The sequence below is a fragment of the Halomonas salsilacus genome (genome assembly GCF_051216275.1).
Taxonomy (GTDB): Bacteria; Pseudomonadota; Gammaproteobacteria; order Pseudomonadales; family Halomonadaceae; genus Halomonas.
The window spans coordinates 189,459-207,609 of record NZ_JBPKAQ010000001.1 but is presented as its reverse complement, the minus strand read 5'-3'; the positions used below and the strand labels follow the sequence as shown (position 1 = coordinate 207,609).

The following is an 18,151-nucleotide window of genomic DNA, read 5'->3' as shown; positions in this document are numbered from 1 at the left end:
CATTATGAATCTTCCTATTCGAACACAAGACTTCATAAATTCAAGGCGGAAGGATCCAGCGATATGACGTCATGCTCTTCATCAAAGCAGGAGTATGAGCAAGAGAACCCAACCCTTGCACGTTTCATGAAGGAGTTCAGGTTTAGTCTGGCACTGACTCCGCAAGAAAAGCAGAGGATTTACCGACTGCGGCACGATATCTACTGCGTGGAGTTAGAATACGAGCAGCCGACTGACAGGCAAAACCATCTGGAATACGATGTTTATGATGAGTTGGCCATCCACTGCCTGATCGAGCACCGCAGGACAGGTCTTGCTGCCGCCTGCACCCGCCTAATCATGCCTCATCCGGAATACCTTCCTCCGCTGGACAGGCTCCCTTTGGAATCCTACGGTGGCCGCAGTCTTACCCACCCTGAACTGAATCCACAGCGACTCCCCGCCGGCAGTTATTACGAAATCTCGCGGCTTGCTGTTGCCCGAGCCTTTCGCATGAGAATCACGGGAAACGAAGTTCCTGGGGTCTCAGACAACCCCCATGAGTTCACTCCGGAGGAGCGGGAAACCTTTTCCCTGCTTATCAGTGGGCTATTCCTGGCCGGCTACGCCATTGGAAGAATGTCAGGCAAGCAACTTGGCTTTGCGATGATGGAGCCTAAGCTTCGGCGCCTTCTTGCAATGTCAGGCTTTCATTTCACTCAGGTTGGTGAGCCAATCAATTTGCATGGTAAGCGCAGCGCATACTGCCTTAACCGCGAGCAGGCGGAGGCTGGTATGCATAGGACTTTGCTGCCTCTCTATCAGCATATCCTGGAGGAACTGGAACCGCAGTTGGACGCCATACGCCGGAGCTGGTCGGACAGCCTGCTCTATTCGTGACAAACCTCCAGACAGCGCTGGCCCGGGATGCAGCGTCCCCGGCCAGCGCAGCACCATGATGGCCAGTACATTGCGGTGCTCCCCGCGCGTCAGGTCGGTGCTTCCCTCGGTCGAGGGAATGATGCCGGCATCAAGGTCCACCGCCTCGACGAGGGCATCGCGAATCCGGAACACGAGCGGGTGGTCCTCGCGCCCGGCCAGCAGGAAGCTGAGCGCCACCTCCGCCAGGATGTCCTCCGTGGCCGCGCCGAGGATCCGCGCCTCCTCACCCTCCAAGGCGGCCAGCACCCAGGCAAACTCCTCCGCACTCACCTCCTGCTGGTAGTAGCGACTGGCGGCGATCACGAAGTGGGTCAGGCCATAGAGCCAATTGTGGAACTCGGCCCTGTCGAGGGATGCGACGCTACCCGGTGGATAGCGCTGGCGAAAGGCCGCGACGACACCCTCTCTCAGGTCGACCACCCCCAGCTGGTGGAGGAAGTGGACCTGGTTGGCCACCTGGGCCGCATAGATGCCCTGGACATCAGGGTCGGTGAGGAAGGGCTCCCAGTCGATGTCTGCCAGGTAGGCCAGCGCCCGCTCGTGTCCCTCCAGGCCGTAAAGAAGGTCGTGATACTGCGCCTGCACCAGCCGGAACAGCAGACGCCGGGCGAAGGCGATCTCGCCCCACTCAGCCAGCATCCGCTGGCGGGCACGCTGTCGGCTGCTGCCCCGGGGATAGGCAGCGACGATCTCCTCGCTGCGCCTTTCGACAAAGCCCGGGCTCGCCAGGCCGGCGATGTCGCTCTCGAGCCAGCCGACCAGGCGCTGGCCATATGCCCGGTTGAGAGGCAGGTAGCGGTCGTCGCCGGTCAGCCGGTAGAGGCGCTGGGCATAGTGGCGCTGCTTGTTGGCGGGCAGCGTCGGCAGTGCCTCCTCGTAGACGGCCTGGATCGCCAGCCCCGTCTGCGCATGGCGCTCCCCGACACCCTCCCCTGCACGCTCCGTTGACTGGGCAGCACAGCCCGCCAGCAGAACCAGCAGGAAGAGCCAGCGCAGGCATTGGTTCGGTGCCCGTGTCATGGTGTCTTCTGCCGTCGTTTCGATTGCTCCGGCCGGATCATCCGCACCCGCACCTTGGGGCGGGCCACTTCGGGAGTTGGCACGCTTTCTCCGTTATCTTCACGGGAAGACGGCACAGGCGTGATCTTCACCCAGGCAAAGGTCGGTAACGCCAACTGCCAGTAGATGGCACTCAGGCGAAGGCCCAGGGTCACCAGCAGCGCCAGGGCGATGGTCAGGGTGCCGGGTGCCGACAGGGCATCCAGCACCACGTAGGTGATGCCACCGGCGATGGCCGCCGTGGCGTAGATCTCCTCGCGTAGCACCATGGGCACCCGTCGCGCCAGGATATCCCGGACCATGCCGCCGGCTACTCCCGTGAGCAATCCCATCAGCACCGCGACGACCCCCGGCGCCTCGAGCAGCAGCGCCTTGTGGGTGCCGATCACCACGAACAGCGCCAGCCCGAAGGCATCGGCCACCGGCAGAAAGCCGCGGGAAAGACGATGAATGTAGTGAAAGCCCAGGATGGAGAGGCCCACCGTGGCCAGAATTACCCAGAGATAAGTAGGGTCGGTGACCCAGAACACCGGCCGCACGCCAAGCACCAGGTCGCGCAGGGTCCCGCCACCGATGCCGGTCACCGCTGCCAGCACCAGCATGCCGAAGGGGTCCATCCGCGAACGACAGGCCAGGATCACGCCCGACAGCGCAAAGACGATCACCCCCGCCATATCCAGCCAGTAGATCAGACCGCTCACCGTTGCTTGCCTCCCGCCGGGTCATTGTGAAATGGGCGCACAGCATAGCCCAATTTCCGCGTCATGAAAGCCAGGCCTCAGCCGCGTGCCGCGCCCTGGTGGGCGATACCCCGGAGCAACCGACCCAGCACGTCGGAGCCGGTCAGGATGCGCGGCGCCGCCCCCCACAGCAGGATGACGTCCTCGTCGAGCACATCGTCCTCGCGATGCTCGGGCCTTACTCGGAAGCGGCCGATCACCTCGCCCAGCGGCGTGCGCGGATCACTCACCAGGATCGGCCGGTGACAGTGAGCCAGCGGAAAGAACTCGCTACCGCCGAACAGCGCGGCACGCAGGAAGGCGTTGACGTCGACCACCAGCCGCGGGCTGCCAGCCTCATCCACCAGCACGGCGCGGCTCGTGCCGGCGCGCTCGAGCCGACGCAGGAAGGGGTCATGGCGATCGCGGGCCATCGCCGGGAAGCAAGGTCGCTCGCCGTCGAAGGGCAGCGTCACGAGGCTCTCCTGCGCCAGCGGCTCGCCCTCCTGGCCGAGGGGGACGTCATCCAGGGAGAGGAAATTCATGGCGCCACGCCCCTCGACCCGGTCGATCTCGGTCTCGGTGGACTCCATGTGCAGGCGGATCAGCTGGTGGAGGTCGCGCTCGCGGTAGTAGGGAATTGCCTCGCCACCCAGCCAGCGGTCCAACACCCAGGCGGTGGGCCTGGCGACCGGCCACAGCAGCAGCTGGTAGAAGCGCATCAGAGGCGCGAAGAGCGACGCCATGCGCAGGGCATGGCGCGAGAAGTAAGCCTGGGGCAGGATCTCGGCGAGCAGGGTGATCACCACGGTAGAGAAGAGAAAGGCCGCAACGCCCCCCATCACCGAACCGGAGAGCAGCGCCAGCAGCACGTTGACCGACACGTTGCCCCACAGGATGGTGACCAGCAGGAAGTTGGCGTCACGGCGCAGCTCTCTGACCCTACGGGCCCTGGGATTCCCGTGGCGCGCCTCGATCTCCAGCTCCAGCTTGTTGATCGAGAAGAAGGCCAGATTGAGCCCCGAGAACATCGCCGACTGGCTGAGACAGAGCAGGATGCCGGTCCAGGTCAGCAGGGTCATCGAAGCCTCCTTGTCGGATGCCGAGAGTCGGATGCCAAGAGTCGGATGCCGAGAGCCCCAACGCGCGCAGGCGACCCGAAGGCCGCCTGCGAAGGGTAGCATTAGCTGCCGAGGAAGGTCAGTCGACGTCGTGGCCGTGCGTCTCCAGCCAATCGCGCAGGAAGGCGATCTCCTCCTCCTGGGCCGCGATGACGTCTTCTGCCAGTTGACGGATCTCCTCGTCCTCACCGTGCTCGAGCACGATGTTGGCCATGTCGATGGCCCCCTGATGGTGAGGGATCATGCCACGGGCGAAGTCAACGTCGGCATCCCCGGTGAAGCCGACCATCATGTCCTCGTGCATGCGGTCATTGGCCTCCCGATAGGCCTGCACCGCCGGATTGTCGGCGAGCTCGTCGGCCTGTTCGCCGCCGTGGTGAGCCTGGCCATGGTCGCCGTGGCCAGTATCGCCATGAGCAGAGTCGGCGCCATGGCTGCCAGCCATGGCCGGCTGGGACAGCAGCATGGCACCGGCCAGGGCTGCGGCACCCAGCGCCACGGCCCACCAGCCAAGCCCTGACCGAGTCGGGGAGGCGGTGATGGCGCGGATCTCGTCCGAGTGATTCGGCTTGCGCGTCTGTCGATGGGTCATTGATGGCTCCTCTTGCGTGAGTCTGGACATCTATATGCCCCTTCATTCTGAAACCTGTGGGCTGCCCAAGGGTCAAGGGGCAGATGCATCACCCCTGTCATGAACTCGGCAGGCGTAGCCCACAGTACAGTAACCGAGTACCCTCGTAATGACTCTACATGCATAAGCTCTGCCTCATTTTAACGAGCCACCTTCTGCCTCGAGCTATATTCTCCCCCGAGCCACGGAACGCCCCATGGACTGGAACCCCGCCGTCATCTGGCTGATCGTCGCCCTGCTGCTGGGCCTTGCCGAGCTCACCACCGGTGGCCTGGTGCTGCTGGCACTGGGTGCCGCCGCGGCCCTGACCGCAGCCCTCGCTGGCCTGGGGCTGTCACTTCCCTGGCAGCTGCTGGGCATGGGCGTCTTCTCCGGCGTGCTGGTACCGCTGGCGGTGTGGATAATCCGCCCCCGGTTCTCGCCGCGCGGGGTCGCCTACGGCACCACCGGGACCGGGGTGGAGAAGGGCCACACCTACAGGACCCTGGTGCGCGATTTCGACGGCGCCACCGGCGTCAAGATCAACGGCGACTTCTATCGCCTGCGCGTCGCCGACTCTGATGCGAAGAGCGGTATAACCGAACTGCCTCCCGGTACTCGGGTCGTTTTCCAGACCTTCGATGGCACCACTGCCATCGTCCACCTTGCCCATCCGGCGCCGGATTCGCGCGCCAACCATCACACGGAGTAATTCCGCATGGATCTTCCCGTCAGCCCGGGGCTTATCATCGCCCTGATCGTCGTCGTTCTCGGTATCATGATCATCGCCAAGGGGCTGGTGGTCGTGCGCCAGTCGGAGGTGATGGTGATCGAGCGTCTGGGGTCGTTCAATCGGCTGCTGGAGAGCGGCATCAATATCATCGTCCCCTTCATCGACCAGCCCCGCGCCATCGCGATGATCCGCTATCGCAAGATGGGCGAGGAGTATCACGCCATCACCAGCCACGAGACGCGCATCGATCGCCGCGAGACGGTGATGGACTTCCCCGGCCAGCCGGTGGTGACCACCGACAACGTCACCGTGAATATCAACGGCGCCCTCTACTACCAGATCATCGACCCGAAGCGGGCCGTCTATGAAGTGGAGAACATGAGCCAGGCGGTGGAGGTGCTGGCCAAGACCACCCTGCGCTCGGTGGTCGGCAAGATGGAGCTGGACAAGCTGTTCGAGTCCCGGGCCGAGGTCAACAACGAGATTCAGTCGGCCATGGAAGAGGCCGCCTCCAAGTGGGGGGTGAAGATCTCGCGGGTCGAGGTGCAGGACATCGCCATGCCCGAGGAGGTGGAATCCGCCATGCGCCTGCAGATGGCCGCCGAGCGCAAGCGCCGCGCCACGGTGACCGAGGCCGAAGGCGAGAAGTCCGCCGCCATCGCCATGGCCCAGGGCCAGCGTGAGTCTTCGATCCTCAACGCCCAGGGCGACAAGGAGTCGGCCATCCTGCGCGCCCAGGGCGAGCAAGAGTCGATCAAGTTGGTGCTCAACGCCATCGGCGACAGCGAGGAGAACAAGCGCACCGTGGTGGGCTACCTGCTCGGCCAGAGCTACATCAAGGTGCTGCCGACCATGGCCAAGGAGGGCGAGCGCGTGTTCGTGCCCTACGAGTCCTCCGCCTTGCTCGGCACCATGGGCATGTTCCGCGAGATGGCCGGCTCACCGGAAGACGCCGTGGCCAACCACCTGAAGGACACCAGCAACCGCAGCGGCCTGCGCGGCGGCGTGGTGGGCGGAGCGGCCAGCGGCGGCTGAGCCTCACCCCGGCAACTCCCCCCAACCGGCGGGGCCGCCTGGGCAAGCCCATTGGTTCAACCTGCCTGTCCGCCCCCGAAGCGCGCCAGCTGCATCTCCTGCAGGCGGCTCAGGACGCGTCGGAACGGAAAGGCCAGGTAGCCGTGTGAATAGAGCTCGGACAGCCCCACCTCAGCCTCCACATAGAGCGGCGTACGCCGGTCATAGCACTCATCGACCAGGGCGATGAAGCGGCGCACGCCGTCATCCTTGGGGGACAGCTGCGGTAGCTCGCGATCCCCCGCTTCGACCCGGGTGACGCCATCCTCGGTGCCCCTGGCAATGCCCACCGCCGTCCTGGCATCGCTCAGGCAGGGCACCCCTTCCAGCAGAACATGCGCGAACCGGTCGACCAGGGCAATGAAGTCCAGGGCCGCCAGGGGCTGCTCGCAGAGATCTGCATAGCGACACCAGACTACCGTCTCGCTCCTCCCCTGCACCGGGATCTGGCGATGCCCCAGTTCGATGGGACCATCGTCGCGCGCCTCCCCCGCGCTCAGCCGCTCGAACACTGCGGCCAGCGGGCTCGGTTGGCCGGCCTTCGCGACCCAATAGCGTTGATGGGCCTTCCCCGGATGCAGGCGATGATCCTGCCCTCCGTCAAGCTCGACCACCTGCATATGGCGCTCGATGGCGTCGATGGCCGGCAGGAAGCGCTCGCGGTTGAAGCCGTCGGCATAGAGCTGCCGAGGCGCCTGGTTGGAGGTACTGACCAGCACCACCCCGTGGGCGAAGAGGGCCGACATCAGGCGGCCGAGCAGCATGGCATCGGCGATATCGTTGACGAAGAGCTCGTCGAGGCACAGCACCCGGACCTCGTCGCCCAGTTCGCGGGCCATCGCCACCAGGGGATCGGCGGTCCCGCGCAGCTGGAACTGGCGTTGGTGCACCCAGCGCATGAAGTGGTGGAAATGCTGGCGACGGGCCGGCACCCGAAGGTGGCGATGGAAGCTATCCATCAGCCAGGTCTTGCCGCGCCCCACCGGCCCCCAGAGATAGACGCCCGATATAACGCCGCCCCCCAGGCCGCCCTCCGCTCCGTCATGCAGGGCCTGGAAGCTGCGCTCGAGCCGGGCGGCCGCCGCCTGCTGGGCCGCGTCCGCCATGAAGCCCTGGCGCTCCACTGCCTGCCGGTAGGCCGCCAGGGGCGATGCCGCTATCATTTGACGACCGGGCGTCACGTCAGCGGCAGCGGGCTCAAGCCCCAACCTCTGGATATCGGCCATGGAGGGGCCTCAGCCGCCCTGGAAGGGGTAGACGCTGCCGATCTCGAGGAGAGCGCTCAGCTCGTCCAGGGCGGCGAGGGTCTCCCGGGCCAGGGCCGGATCGGCGAGGTCCTCGGGCGCCAGGCGATCGCGGTAGTGACGCTCCACCCAGGCGACGAGCTCAGCGTGCAGCGCCTCATCCAGCAGCACCCTTCCGGACAGCGCCTCGCGCTCCTCGGCCGAAAGCACCACCCTCAGGCGCAGGCAGGCGGGGCCGCCACCGTTGCGCATGCTCTGCTTGACGTCCTTCACCACCACCTCGCCGATGGGGTTGGCTCCGGCCAGCAGGTGGCCCTGCAGGCATCGCCACACCGCCTCGTTCTCCTGGCACTCGCCGGGCACTACCAGGGTCATGGAGCCGTCCGGGTTGGAGAGCAGCTGGGAGTTGAAGAGATAGGAGCCCACCGCGTCCGCGAGGCTCACCGCCTCCTCGGGCACGCGCACCGGGATCAGCGGCGCACTCATCCGCTCGCGCAGCGCTGCCAGGGTGCCAGCCTCGTCGAGGAAGGCCATCTCATGGTAAAGCAGCACCGGGCCATTACCCACCGCGATGACGTCGTTGTGGAAGACCCCGGCGTCAATGGCGTCGGGGTGCTGCTGGGCAAACACCACCTGATGGTCGGCCAGGCCGTGCTGGCGGGCCACCGCCTGGCTCGCCTCCAGGGTCTGGCGCGCCGGGAAACGCTGCGGCGCGGGCGAGGTCTCGCTGCCCCAGCCGAAGGCCTCGCGGCCGTAGACGTAGAGGTGCACGCCGCACTCGCCGTGCTCGCCGCATAGCCGCGTATGGTTGGCCGCCCCCTCGTCGGAGAAGGCCGGGGTCGCCGGCAGCGCCGGGTGGTGGGCGAAGCGTGCGTCATCACGGAAGATCGCCTGCAGCACCCGGCCTGTGGTGGCCGGCTCAAGGAAACGATGGAAACTCGACTGCAGGTTGGCCGGCGTGATGTGCAACCGGCCATCCGGGGCGTCCGGGCTAGGCGTCACCGTGGCCGCGTTGGCGGTCCACATGCTCGAGGCGGAGCACACCGCCCGCAGGATCTGCGGCGCCTCGCCGGCGGCCCGGGCCTGCACCCGCTCGTCGCTGCCGGTGAAGCCCAACGCGCGCAGCGCGCCGAGGTCCGGGCGCTGCTGGGGCGGCAGCACCCCCTGGAGGTAGCCGGCGTCCATCAGCTCCTTCATCTTGGCCAGCCCCTGCAGGGCCCCCTCCCGGGGGTTGGCCACCAGGCCGCCGTGGCTCATCGACGCCACGTTGCCCAGCGCCAGGCCGGCGTAGTTGTGGGTGGGGCCCACCAGGCCATCGAAATTGACTTCGCGATAGTTCACCTCACGATAGTCGGGGCTCGGGTTGCGGCTCACAGGCTCACCCCCGGCGGCAGCTGGTCAGGAAGGTGCAAGTCGTCGCTCTCCATGGAAGCCACCGGATAGGCGCAGTAGTCCGCCGCGTAGAAGGCGCTGGGCCGGTGGTTGCCGCTCTCCCCCACCCCGCCGAAGGGCGCGTCACCGGAGGCGCCGGTAGTCTGGCGGTTCCAGTTGATGATGCCGGCGCGGATACCCAGCAGGAAGTCGTCCCAGTCGGCGCGCTCGCCGCCGATCAGTCCGGCGGCGAGGCCGTAGCGGGTGTCGTTGGCCAGCCGGATCGCCTCGTCCCAGTCGCGGTAGCGCTGCACCTTGAGCAGCGGGCCGAAATGCTCCTCGTCGGGCAGCGCCAGGCCGGTCACGTCGACCAGACCCGGCGAGAGCAGGCTGGTATCGGCCTCCAGGCACTCCATGCGCGCCAGCACCGTGCCGCCGAGCTCCTCCAGCGCCGCCTGGGCCTCGAGTAGCCCATCGGCCGCCGCCACACTGACCAGGCCACCATAGAAGGGAGCAGGCTCGCTGAAGGGGCCGGCCACCCGCAGCCGCGAGATGGCGTCACTGAGCGCATCGAGGAGGTGATCCCCCACCGGCCCCTCGGGCACGATCAGCCGCCGGGCGCAGGTGCAGCGCTGCCCGCCCGAGAGGAAGGCCGACTGGAGGATGGTAAGCACCGCGGCGTCCTGGTCGGGCACGTCCTTGACCACCAGCGGGTTGTTGCCGCCCAGCTCCAGGGCCAGGATCTTGTCCAGCTGGTCGGCGAACTGACGATGCAGCATCCCGCCAACCCTGGCACTGCCGGTGAACAGCACGCCGTCGATGCCCGGGTCGGCCGCCAGCGCCTGACCGACCTCCGCCGCCCCCTGCACCAGGTTGATCACCCCGGCGGGAAGCTCCGCCTCCAGCCAGCACTGCAGGGTGAGATCGGCGGTCAGCGGCGTCTGCTCGCTGGGCTTGAAGACCACCGCATTGCCGGCCAGCAGCGCCGGCACCATATGGCCGTTGGGCAGATGGCCGGGGAAGTTGTAGGGGCCGAAGACCGCCATCACGCCGTGGGGACGGTGGCGAAGCACGGCCCGGGTATCGCCCAGGTCGCGTTCTTTCTCGCCGGTACGCTCATGGTGGGCCCGGATCGAGAGCGCCACCTTGCCGATCATCGAGCCCACCTCGGTGCGCGACTCCCACAGCGGCTTGCCGGTCTCGTGCGCGATGGCCGCGGCCAGGTCCTCGCGGTGGCGCTCCAGCACCTCCCGGAAACGCTCCACCAGCGCCTGGCGCTCGGCCAGGGGCGTGCGTGCCCAGCCGGGGAAGGCCTCCCGGGCGGCCGTCACCGCGGCTCCCACCTGGGCGGGGCTGGCGGCGCGCCCCTCCCAGAGGCGCTCGCGGGAGACCGGGTCATGCTTGGTGAAGGTCTTGCCCTCGCCGGCCTGCCAGAGGCCGCCCACCAGTAGCTGTCGTGTCGCCTTCATCAGCCTTCCTCCTCGGTATCCAGAATGCGCAGGTCGGCGCCGGACGCCACCTCGAGGCGCGTCGCCTCGTCGGGGGAGAGCCTGAGCACGCCCTCCTCATCGGGACCGCGCCCCACCCAGGCGGCGCGGAACTCGGCCATCCCGGTGGTAGCGGCGAGCCAGCGCGGCCGCGCGCCCGTTTCGCCCAGCGCCGGGTCGATCTCGACCTGGCAGCGCCTCGAGAGGCGCACACTACGTACGTCGTCGAGGTAGGCCTCCACCGTGGGGCCGCCGTCGAAGATGTCGATGTAGCCCTCCCAGCGCAGTCCCTCCTTCTTGAGCATGGCCAGGGCCGGGCGGGTCTGCTCGTGGACTCGCCCGATGCAGGCCCGCGCCTCCTCGGAGAGAAAGGGCGTGTAGATCGGGTACTTGGGCATCAGCTCGCCGATGAAGCTCTTCTGTCCCAGTCCGGTGAGCCGGTCGGCCTCGTCGAAGTCCAGCGGAAAGAAGTGGCTGCCCAGGCAATACCAGAAGGGACTCCTGCCCCGTTCGTCGAAGACACCGCGCATCTCCGCCAGCACCTTGTCGGGGAAGCGGTCGCGGAACTCTGCCATGAACAGCCAGCGCATCATGGAGAGCAGTGCCCCGTTGCGCTCGTGATGGCGGTCGCGGCCGCGGTACTGGGGACGCAGGAAGAGCGATGCCACCTCGGCATCGCCGGTGTGATCGGAGCACAGGAACAGGCTGTCGATGGTGCGGTGCAGGTCGAGCTGCACCGAGGAGTGGGCGAGCGTGCCTACCCGATAGTGGTAGAAGGGCGTCTCGCGGCCCACCTCACCCTCGATGGCGCAGCAGCCGGCCAGATGGCCGCTGGCCTCGTCCTCGAGCACGAAGAAGTAGTTGCGCCGGTCTGCCGGCACGCGCTCCTCGAAGGCGCTCAGCGTGGCGGCGATCTTGGCGGCCAGGAACTCGCGGTTGTCTGGCAGCGAGGTGAAGCCCACGCCGGTCTCTCGGGAGAGGGCCTGCAGCTCGTCCAGGTCACCCTCGGCGATCGGTCGAATGCGCATCACAGCTCTCCCTCGTCATAGCCCGGGTCGCGCTCCTCGGCCCCGCCCTCGACGGTGCCCGGCAGCGCGAGCGGCGCGGCCAGCACCGCGCGCCCCTCCTCCACGCCGAGGCGCTTGGCGTGCTCCGGGGAGAGCATCAGCTGACCGGTAGGCGACAGGGCGTAGCGTGCCACCACGCAGCAGAAATCCTCGAGGCGCTGATTGGCGACCATGGCCGGCTCGGCGTCCGGCAGGGCGTGGGCCGGGCGGATGCGTACCGGATGCCAGGCGGCCCGGCGGAAGCTGGCGAGACGCTCGCGCTCGGCCTTGATTACCGGCCCGGCGTCGAAGATGTCCACATGGCGGGAGCGCAGGAACCCCTCGGCCAGCATCTCGGCCAGCGCCGCTTCGTGATCGGGATGCTCGCGGCCGATGGCGGCGCGCGCCTGGGGGGTGAGCAGCGGCAGGTAAAGCGGAAACTGCGGCATCACCTCGGCGATGAAGCTCTTCGAGCGGATACCGGCCAGGGTATTGATCTCCTGGTAGTCGCGCATGAAGAAGTGACGCCCCACGCTGTTCCAGAACGGCGACTCGCCAGCCCCGTCCAGGAAGCCCGGAAAGGCCATGGCCAGGATGCCCGCGAAGCGCTCCGGGTACTGGGCGATGAACATCAGCCGCGCACGGCGAAGCAGGCTCTCGGCGCTGGTGCCCCGATAGCGTGGCTCCAGCGAATAGGCACACAGCAGGCTCGCCTCCGAGACCTCGTGGGAGAGCGCCAGGGTCTGCACCTCCCGACGCACGTTGAGCTGCTGGGAGGCGTGGATCAGGGTCTCCTGCCGATAGGTGTAGTAGGCATCCCGGGCGCCGGCCTGGGCGCGGATGGTAGCGGTGCCCACCGCCTCGCCGCGCTCCAGGTCCTCGAGCACGAAGGTGTAGTGCTCATCGCCGGGAAAGGCCGCCTCGGCGGCGAAGGCCTGGCGGGAGCGGGCGATGCGCTCCTCCAGGCGATCGCGGTGGGCCGGCAGGTTGGTCAGCTGCGGCACGGCCTCACCGGCCAGGCGCTCCAGGGCGGGCAGGTCAGCGGGCACGGCGGGGCGAACGACCAGCATGGCGGGATCTCCGTTGGATGTCAGGGCGCCGGCGGGACGGCTCACTGACCGGCCACCAGCCGCGCCACCGCCCTCTCCAGGCGGGCCATGCCCTCGGCGATGTCCGCCTCGGGGATCACCAGGGAGGGCGCCATGCGCAGCACGTTGGGCCCGGCGATCAGTGCCATCAGCCCCTCCTCGATGGCCAGTGGCAGGATGTCCTTGGCACGGTCCCGGTAGTCCGGGGCCATCTCGGCACCGATCAGCAGCCCCATCCCGCGTATCTCGCGGAACACCCCGTGCTTCTGGTTGATCGCCTCCAGATGCTCACGGAACAGCGCATGCCGATGCTTCACGCCTGCCAGCACCTCGGGACTGTCGATGAACTCGACGGCCGCCAGGGCCACGGCGGAGGCCAGGGCGTTGCCGCCGTAGGTGGAGCCGTGGGTGCCGACGGCCATGGCCGGGGCGATACGGTCGGTGGTAAGCATGGCGCCCACCGGGAAGCCGCCGCCCAGCGACTTGGCGCTGGTCAGGATGTCCGGCGTCACGCCGTAGTGCATGTAAGCGTAGAGGGAGCCGCTGCGCCCCACCCCGGTCTGCACCTCGTCGAAGATCAGCAGGGCATCGTGGGCGTCGCACAGGGCGCGCAGCCCTTGCAGGAACTCGGGCGTGGCGGGGATGATGCCGCCCTCGCCCTGCATCGGCTCCACCATCACCGCGCAGGTGTCGTCGTCGATCAGGTCGCGGACGCTGTCGAGGTTGTTGAACTCGCCATGGACGATGCCGCCGGGCACCGGGCCGAAGCCCTGTGCGTACTTGGGCTGGCCGCCGACGCTGACGGTAAAGAAGGTGCGGCCATGGAACGACTGGGTAAAGGAGACGATGCGGTGCTTGTGCTCGCCATGGTGGTCGTGGGACCAGCGACGCGCCAGCTTGAGGGCCGCCTCGTTGGCTTCGCCGCCGGAGGAGCAGAGATAGACCTTGTCGGCGAAGGTGCGCTCGACAAGGCTGCGCGCCAGGGCCAGGGCCGGCTCGTTGGTGTAGACGTTGGAGAGGTGCCAGAGCCTGCCCGCCTGCTCGGTGAGCGCCTCCACGAGCGCCGGATGGCAGTGACCCAGCGAGTTCACAGCGATGCCGCCGGCGAAGTCGATGTACTCGCGCCCCTGCTGATCCCACAGCCGGCTCCCCTCCCCGCGCACCGGGATCGCCTGCTGGGGAGCATAGTTGGGCACCATGTACTGGTCGAAGTCGGCGCGGGTCGGGGTCTGGCTCATGTCGCGGGTCCTTTGCGGGGCGGGGGAATGCGTGGCGGGCACCCCTCCGAGTATAGGGATTCCCCCCGGCGACCGCTTTCATCGATGGGACAGGGAGTTGTGAAAAAGGCTAGGCTGAGGTCGATGCTTCCCTGGAGTCGCCCATGTTCAATACCACCGCCTGGAACCGTCTGCGCTATAGCCTCTACGCGCCGCTCTATGACGCCGTGGCCGACCGCGCCTTCCGTCGGCCACGGCACGCCTCGCTCGAGCAGGTGACCTGGCAACCCGGGATGCGCGTGCTGCTGGTGGGTGCCGGCACCGGGCTCGACCTGCCCTGGCTGCCCCGCGACGTGGAGATCCACGCCACCGATCTCAGCCCGGCCATGGTGAAGCGGTCCGAGCGCCGCGCCGAGGCGCTGGGCATGGACGTCCAGGCCGCTGTGATGGACGCCGAGGCGCTCGGTTTTCCCGACGACCACTTCGACGTGGTGGTGATGCACCTGATCCTGGCCGTGATGCCCGACCCGGACCGCGGCCTCACCGAGGCCCGCCGGGTACTCAAGGACGACGGCCAGCTCTGCGTGATGGACAAGTTCCAGGCCGACGATCGCCCCGCGAGCGCCTCCCGCCGCGCCCTCAACGCCCTGACCAGCGCCATCGCTACCGACATCACCCGCCAGGCCCGTCCGCTGCTGGAAGACGCCGGCTTCGCCATCGAACAGGACACCCCGGTAATGATGGGCACGCTGTTCCGCGCCCTGCTGGCGCGGCCGGCAGGAGCCCGTCCCGCCTGACCCCGGTCAGTCCCGGGCCTGTCCCCCTTCCTGAGCACGCGGCCCGGCAATCAGCGACGCCGGCCCGCCGGCGCGATGGTGAACCAGACCCCGACGATCACCACCAGGCTGGCGACGACCTGCACCGTCAGGATCTGATCCCCCAGCAGCCACCAGGCCCCCAGGCCCCCAGGCCCCCAGGCCCCCAGCATGGTGAACACCGGCAGCAGGTTGAGGTAGACCGCCGCCCGGGTCGGCCCGACCTCGGCCAGGGCACTGTTGTAGAGCAGCAGCGCCACCACCGAGGGAAAGACACCCAGGTAGGCGAGCCCGGTCCACTGCCGCGCTGTCAGCCCCGGCACCACCTGCCAGGCGCCCTCGAGCAGGGCGATGGGGGCCAGCGCCAGGTTGGCCATGGCCAGCATCACCAGCATGCTGCCATAGCGCGGAAAGCGCGCCATGTGCTCCCTGACCAGGAACGAATATCCGACCCACACCAGCACCGCCAGCAGCATGATCAGGTCGCCGGGGTTGATCCCTACCGCCAGCGCCTCAGCCCCCTGGCCGGCCAGGATCACCGCCACGGCACCGGCCAGGGAGAGCGCCACGCCGGCCCACTGCAGGGGCCGAAAGCGTTCTCCCAGGAACAGCACGCTGAGCAGCAGGGTGACCACCGGGATCAGGCTTTCGAGAATGGCCACGTTGGTGGCCGAGGTATAGCTCAGCGAGGCGTAGATCAAGGCATTGAAGAAGGCCACGCCGGTCAGCGCCAGCCCCAGCAGCGGACGCCAGTGGCGGCGGAACAGCGGCCAGCCCTGACGCGCCTGGTACCACCCCAGCGGCAGCATGATCGCCAGCGCGATGGCCACTCGCCCCAGCGACACGGTGAAGGGAGGCAGCTCGGCCAACGCCTTGCCCACCAGGATATTGCCGGAGAAGATTGCCACCACCAGCAGCAGGAAGAGATGGGGCCTCATGGAATGCAGGGTGTGCGGGGAAATCAAGGCAGTCGCTCCTCCCGCGGGGTCAGGCCAAAGTGGTTGCGGTAGGCGGTGGAGAAGTGCGCCGCCGAGGAGAAGCCGGTCATCAATGCCACCTCCCCCGCCGGCCGCTCGCCCTCGCGCAGCAGGCGCCGGGCCCGCTGCAGGCGCAGGTCCAGGTAGTAACGGCTGGGCACCGCCTGCAGGTGCTTCTTGAACAGCCGCTCCAGCTGGCGTCGCGAGATGCCCAGGTGCTCGGCCAGCTCGGCGGTGGTCAGCGGCTCCTCGATATTGGCCTCCATCAGCGCCAGGGCCTCCGACAGGCTCTCGGGGACGGCGCTCGACGGCAGGCCGGACGGCGGCTCCTCGCCCATGCGCACCCGCTCCAGCACGAAGTGGGCCGAGACCCGCTCGGCCAGGGCGCTGCCATGCTGACGACCGACGAGGGTCATCATCATGTCCAGGGCCGCGGTGCCGCCGCCGCAGGTCAGGCGCTCGCGGTCGATCTCGAACGGCTGGCGGGAGAGCCGGATCCGCGGATGGTCGCGACTCACCACCTCGAGTCTCGACCAGGGCACCGTCGCCCGGTAGCCATCCAGCAGCCCGGCGCGGGCCAGAAGCTCCGCCCCACCGCCGATTCCCGCGACCAGCCGCCCGGGTGTTGCCAGCGCGACCAGCCACCGCTTGAGGGCCTCATCGGCCACTCCCGCGCCGGGTGCGCACACCACCAGCATGTCCAGATCGTCGGGGGCCTGGGACAGGGTGCGTTCGGTCAGCAACCTCTGGCCAGAAGCGCTGGGGACCGGCTGCGCCGATTGCCCCAGGAGGATGAGGGGATAGAGGGGCGCACCTGCGAGTTGGCCGGCCACCGTCAGGGGTTCGGTGGCACACGCCTCGGCCAGCAGCGAGAAACCGGGCAGCACCAACACGCCAACCCGCCGGCAAGGCGACGACGATGGCAGGGATGACGGTGGCTCATGCATGAACGGGGCCGGCTCGAAACGGGGCCCTCATCTTACCCAAGCAGTCGGCCGGGCGCTAAGGCCCGGCCGGGAAGGGTCGAGGTCGGATGGTCAAGCGGTGCCTACCGGACGCTGCCGCTGTAGATCAGCATGGCGGCAACCAGCAGGCCCAGCACCACGATTACGATGGGCAGCAGGCGCTGCATCGACTTGGGCGTCGCCTTTTTGGCCTCCGGCTGCCCTTCATCCGGTTCCGGGTGCTTGAAGTCCTCCGGTTCCAGCACCTCCTTGAAATGCTCACGCTCCTCTTCCGGGGTCTGACTCTCACGAGTATCCATGGCCATCCTCCTTGTTGCTGTAACCCCTGACCTCCTCGCTGGAAACGGAAAGTCGACGGGCCTACAAACTCACGACATCGAATTCCACGTCCGGGTTCACATCGGCCTCGTAGTCGACATCATCCCGCTCGAAGCCGAACAGCTTCAGGAACTCGTGCTTGTAACCAGCATAGTCGGTGATCGCGAAGAGGTTCTCGGTGGTCACCCGTGGCCACAACTCCTTGCACGCCTGCTGGACGTCGTCGCGCAGCTCCCAGTCGTCCAGGCGCAGGCGGCCGGCCTCGTCGGTGGCCATCTCGCCCTGCCCATCGGATGAATAGAGGGCCTCGCCGAACAGGCGGTTGAGTTGGTCGATAGTGCCTTCATGCAGGCCCTTCTCCTTCATCACCTTGTAAACCATGGCGATGTAGAGCGGCATCACCGGGATGGCCGCGCTGGCCTGGGTGACCACCGACTTGAGCACCGCCACGTTGGCGCCGCCGCCGGTGGCCGAGAGGCGCTTGTCGATCTCGGCGGCGGCACGGTCCAGGTCCTCCTTGGCCTTGCCCAGGGCGCCGTGCCAGTAGATCGGCCAGGTAATCTCGGTGCCGATATAGCTGAAGGCCACGCTGCGCGCGCCGGGGGCCAGCACACCGGCGCGGTCCAGGGCGTCGATCCACAGCTCCCAGTCCTCGCCGCCCATCACCGCGCGGGTATCCTCGATCTCCTGCTCGGTGGCGGGTTCGACCTCGGCCTCGATGATGGCGTCCTTGTTGGTGTCGATGGCGGTGGCCCGATAGGTCTCGCCGATCGGCTTCAAGCTTGAGCGCTTCAGCTCGCCGCTGTCGGGCAGCTTGCGCACCGGCGAGGCCAGCGAATAGACCACCAGGTCGATCTGACCCAGGTCCTGCTGAATCAGCTCGATGGCCGTCTCTCGGGCCTCGTGGGAGAAGGCATCGCCGTTGATCGACTTGCTGTAGAGACCCTCCTGCTTGGCGAAGCGGTCGAAGGCGGCGCTGTTGTACCAGCCGGCGGTGCCCGGCTTCTTCTCGCTGCCCGGCTTTTCGAAGAACACGCCCAAGGTATCGGCGCCGTAGCCGAAGGCCGCGGTGACGCGCGCCGCCAGACCATAGCCGCTGGAGGCGCCGATCACCAGCACCTTCTTCGGCCCCCGGCTCGTGTCCAGACCGCGAGCGCGGGTCGCCTCGATCTGCTCGAGCACGTTCCTCTCGCAGCCGACGGGGTGGGTGGTGGTGCAGATGAAACCGCGTACCTTGGGCTTGATGATCACGTCGGACCTCGCTGTTGGTCATTGTAGGGCCGGCATAACGCCGGCCCGCTGTCATGGAGTGGCAATCGCCCTATTCTAGCGGCCGCGCCCTGCGCTGTCCGCCCTTGAGCCCGCCGTGCGGCTGGGGCAGGATGC

General features: G+C 67.6%; 17 protein-coding genes and 1 pseudogene. 4 read left to right on the top strand and 14 right to left on the bottom strand.

Going from position 1 to position 18,151, the window contains the following annotated elements:
- Positions 1 to 63 precede the first annotated feature (63 nt).
- Positions 64 to 759: pseudogene (locus ACR80S_RS00965) on the top strand (PEP-CTERM/exosortase system-associated acyltransferase); the annotation flags it as partial.
- On the opposite strand, the gene ACR80S_RS00960 reads toward ACR80S_RS00965, so the two are convergent.
- The 4 genes from ACR80S_RS00960 to copM all read right to left on the bottom strand — a co-directional run bounded on the left by ACR80S_RS00960 (position 682) and on the right by copM (position 4,412).
- The gene (locus ACR80S_RS00960; protein ID WP_435402312.1) at positions 682 to 1,941 is read right to left on the bottom strand and encodes a DUF3541 domain-containing protein; all 1,260 of its coding nucleotides are present in this window, start codon (positions 1,939 to 1,941) and stop codon (positions 682 to 684) included. The pseudogene ACR80S_RS00965 and the gene ACR80S_RS00960 overlap by 78 nt on opposite strands.
- On the bottom strand, positions 1,938 to 2,681 hold the full coding sequence (locus ACR80S_RS00955) for a trimeric intracellular cation channel family protein (protein ID WP_435400619.1): 744 nt from the start codon (positions 2,679 to 2,681) through the stop codon (positions 1,938 to 1,940). The genes ACR80S_RS00960 and ACR80S_RS00955 overlap by 4 nt, the downstream gene beginning before the upstream one ends.
- A gap of 77 nt (positions 2,682 to 2,758) precedes the next feature.
- Positions 2,759 to 3,781, bottom strand: a complete 1,023-nt coding sequence (locus ACR80S_RS00950; protein WP_435402311.1) for a DUF21 domain-containing protein — start codon at positions 3,779 to 3,781, stop codon at positions 2,759 to 2,761.
- Between the two features lie 118 nt (positions 3,782 to 3,899).
- Positions 3,900 to 4,412, bottom strand: coding sequence for a CopM family metallochaperone (gene copM / locus ACR80S_RS00945; protein ID WP_435400621.1), 513 nt, complete (start codon positions 4,410 to 4,412; stop codon positions 3,900 to 3,902).
- 235 nt (positions 4,413 to 4,647) lie between these two features.
- On the opposite strand from copM, the gene ACR80S_RS00940 reads away from it, so the two are divergent.
- Both ACR80S_RS00940 and ACR80S_RS00935 read left to right on the top strand, forming a co-directional pair.
- Positions 4,648 to 5,142: an NfeD family protein gene (locus ACR80S_RS00940; protein WP_435402310.1), complete on the top strand. Its 495-nt coding sequence runs from the start codon at positions 4,648 to 4,650 to the stop codon at positions 5,140 to 5,142.
- 6 nt (positions 5,143 to 5,148) lie between these two features.
- On the top strand, positions 5,149 to 6,198 hold the full coding sequence (locus ACR80S_RS00935) for an SPFH domain-containing protein (RefSeq protein WP_435402309.1): 1,050 nt from the start codon (positions 5,149 to 5,151) through the stop codon (positions 6,196 to 6,198).
- Between the two features lie 56 nt (positions 6,199 to 6,254).
- Here ACR80S_RS00935 and zapE read toward each other — a convergent pair whose 3' ends face one another.
- The 6 genes from zapE to ACR80S_RS00905 form a co-directional block, all read right to left on the bottom strand.
- Positions 6,255 to 7,400 carry a cell division protein ZapE gene (zapE, locus tag ACR80S_RS00930; RefSeq protein ID WP_435402308.1) on the bottom strand — a complete coding sequence of 382 codons (1,146 nt, stop codon included), beginning with the start codon at positions 7,398 to 7,400 and terminating at the stop codon, positions 6,255 to 6,257.
- Between the two features lie 72 nt (positions 7,401 to 7,472).
- Positions 7,473 to 8,855, bottom strand: coding sequence for an N-succinylarginine dihydrolase (astB, locus tag ACR80S_RS00925; RefSeq protein ID WP_435400625.1), 1,383 nt, complete (start codon positions 8,853 to 8,855; stop codon positions 7,473 to 7,475).
- Positions 8,852 to 10,321, bottom strand: a complete 1,470-nt coding sequence (astD, locus tag ACR80S_RS00920) for a succinylglutamate-semialdehyde dehydrogenase (RefSeq protein WP_435402307.1) — start codon at positions 10,319 to 10,321, stop codon at positions 8,852 to 8,854. Before astD ends, astB begins: the two co-directional genes overlap by 4 nt.
- A complete protein-coding gene (gene astA / locus ACR80S_RS00915) occupies positions 10,321 to 11,367 on the bottom strand; it encodes an arginine N-succinyltransferase (protein WP_435400627.1) in 1,047 nt (348 codons plus the stop codon). Before astA ends, astD begins: the two co-directional genes overlap by 1 nt.
- Positions 11,367 to 12,455, bottom strand: a complete 1,089-nt coding sequence (locus ACR80S_RS00910; protein WP_435402306.1) for an arginine N-succinyltransferase — start codon at positions 12,453 to 12,455, stop codon at positions 11,367 to 11,369. The genes astA and ACR80S_RS00910 overlap by 1 nt, the downstream gene beginning before the upstream one ends.
- Positions 12,456 to 12,496: 41 nt before the next feature.
- Positions 12,497 to 13,711 (bottom strand): aspartate aminotransferase family protein, encoded by a 1,215-nt coding sequence (locus ACR80S_RS00905; RefSeq protein WP_435400628.1) that lies wholly within the window; start codon positions 13,709 to 13,711, stop codon positions 12,497 to 12,499.
- Between the two features lie 143 nt (positions 13,712 to 13,854).
- On the opposite strand from ACR80S_RS00905, the gene ACR80S_RS00900 reads away from it, so the two are divergent.
- Positions 13,855 to 14,487: a class I SAM-dependent methyltransferase gene (locus ACR80S_RS00900; protein ID WP_435400629.1), complete on the top strand. Its 633-nt coding sequence runs from the start codon at positions 13,855 to 13,857 to the stop codon at positions 14,485 to 14,487.
- A gap of 50 nt (positions 14,488 to 14,537) precedes the next feature.
- Here the strand turns inward: ACR80S_RS00900 and ACR80S_RS00895 are convergent, their stop codons facing one another.
- The 4 genes from ACR80S_RS00895 to fabV form a co-directional block, all read right to left on the bottom strand.
- The gene (locus ACR80S_RS00895) at positions 14,538 to 15,470 is read right to left on the bottom strand and encodes a DMT family transporter (RefSeq protein ID WP_435402305.1); all 933 of its coding nucleotides are present in this window, start codon (positions 15,468 to 15,470) and stop codon (positions 14,538 to 14,540) included.
- Complete coding sequence (locus tag ACR80S_RS00890; protein ID WP_435402304.1) at positions 15,467 to 16,375, bottom strand: GlxA family transcriptional regulator; 909 nt, start codon at positions 16,373 to 16,375, stop codon at positions 15,467 to 15,469. Before ACR80S_RS00890 ends, ACR80S_RS00895 begins: the two co-directional genes overlap by 4 nt.
- Before the next feature lie 155 nt (positions 16,376 to 16,530).
- Positions 16,531 to 16,746, bottom strand: a complete 216-nt coding sequence (locus ACR80S_RS00885) for a hypothetical protein (RefSeq protein ID WP_435400632.1) — start codon at positions 16,744 to 16,746, stop codon at positions 16,531 to 16,533.
- 61 nt (positions 16,747 to 16,807) lie between these two features.
- A complete protein-coding gene (fabV, locus tag ACR80S_RS00880; protein WP_435402303.1) occupies positions 16,808 to 18,016 on the bottom strand; it encodes an enoyl-ACP reductase FabV in 1,209 nt (402 codons plus the stop codon).
- Between the last annotated feature and the right edge of the window lie 135 nt (positions 18,017 to 18,151).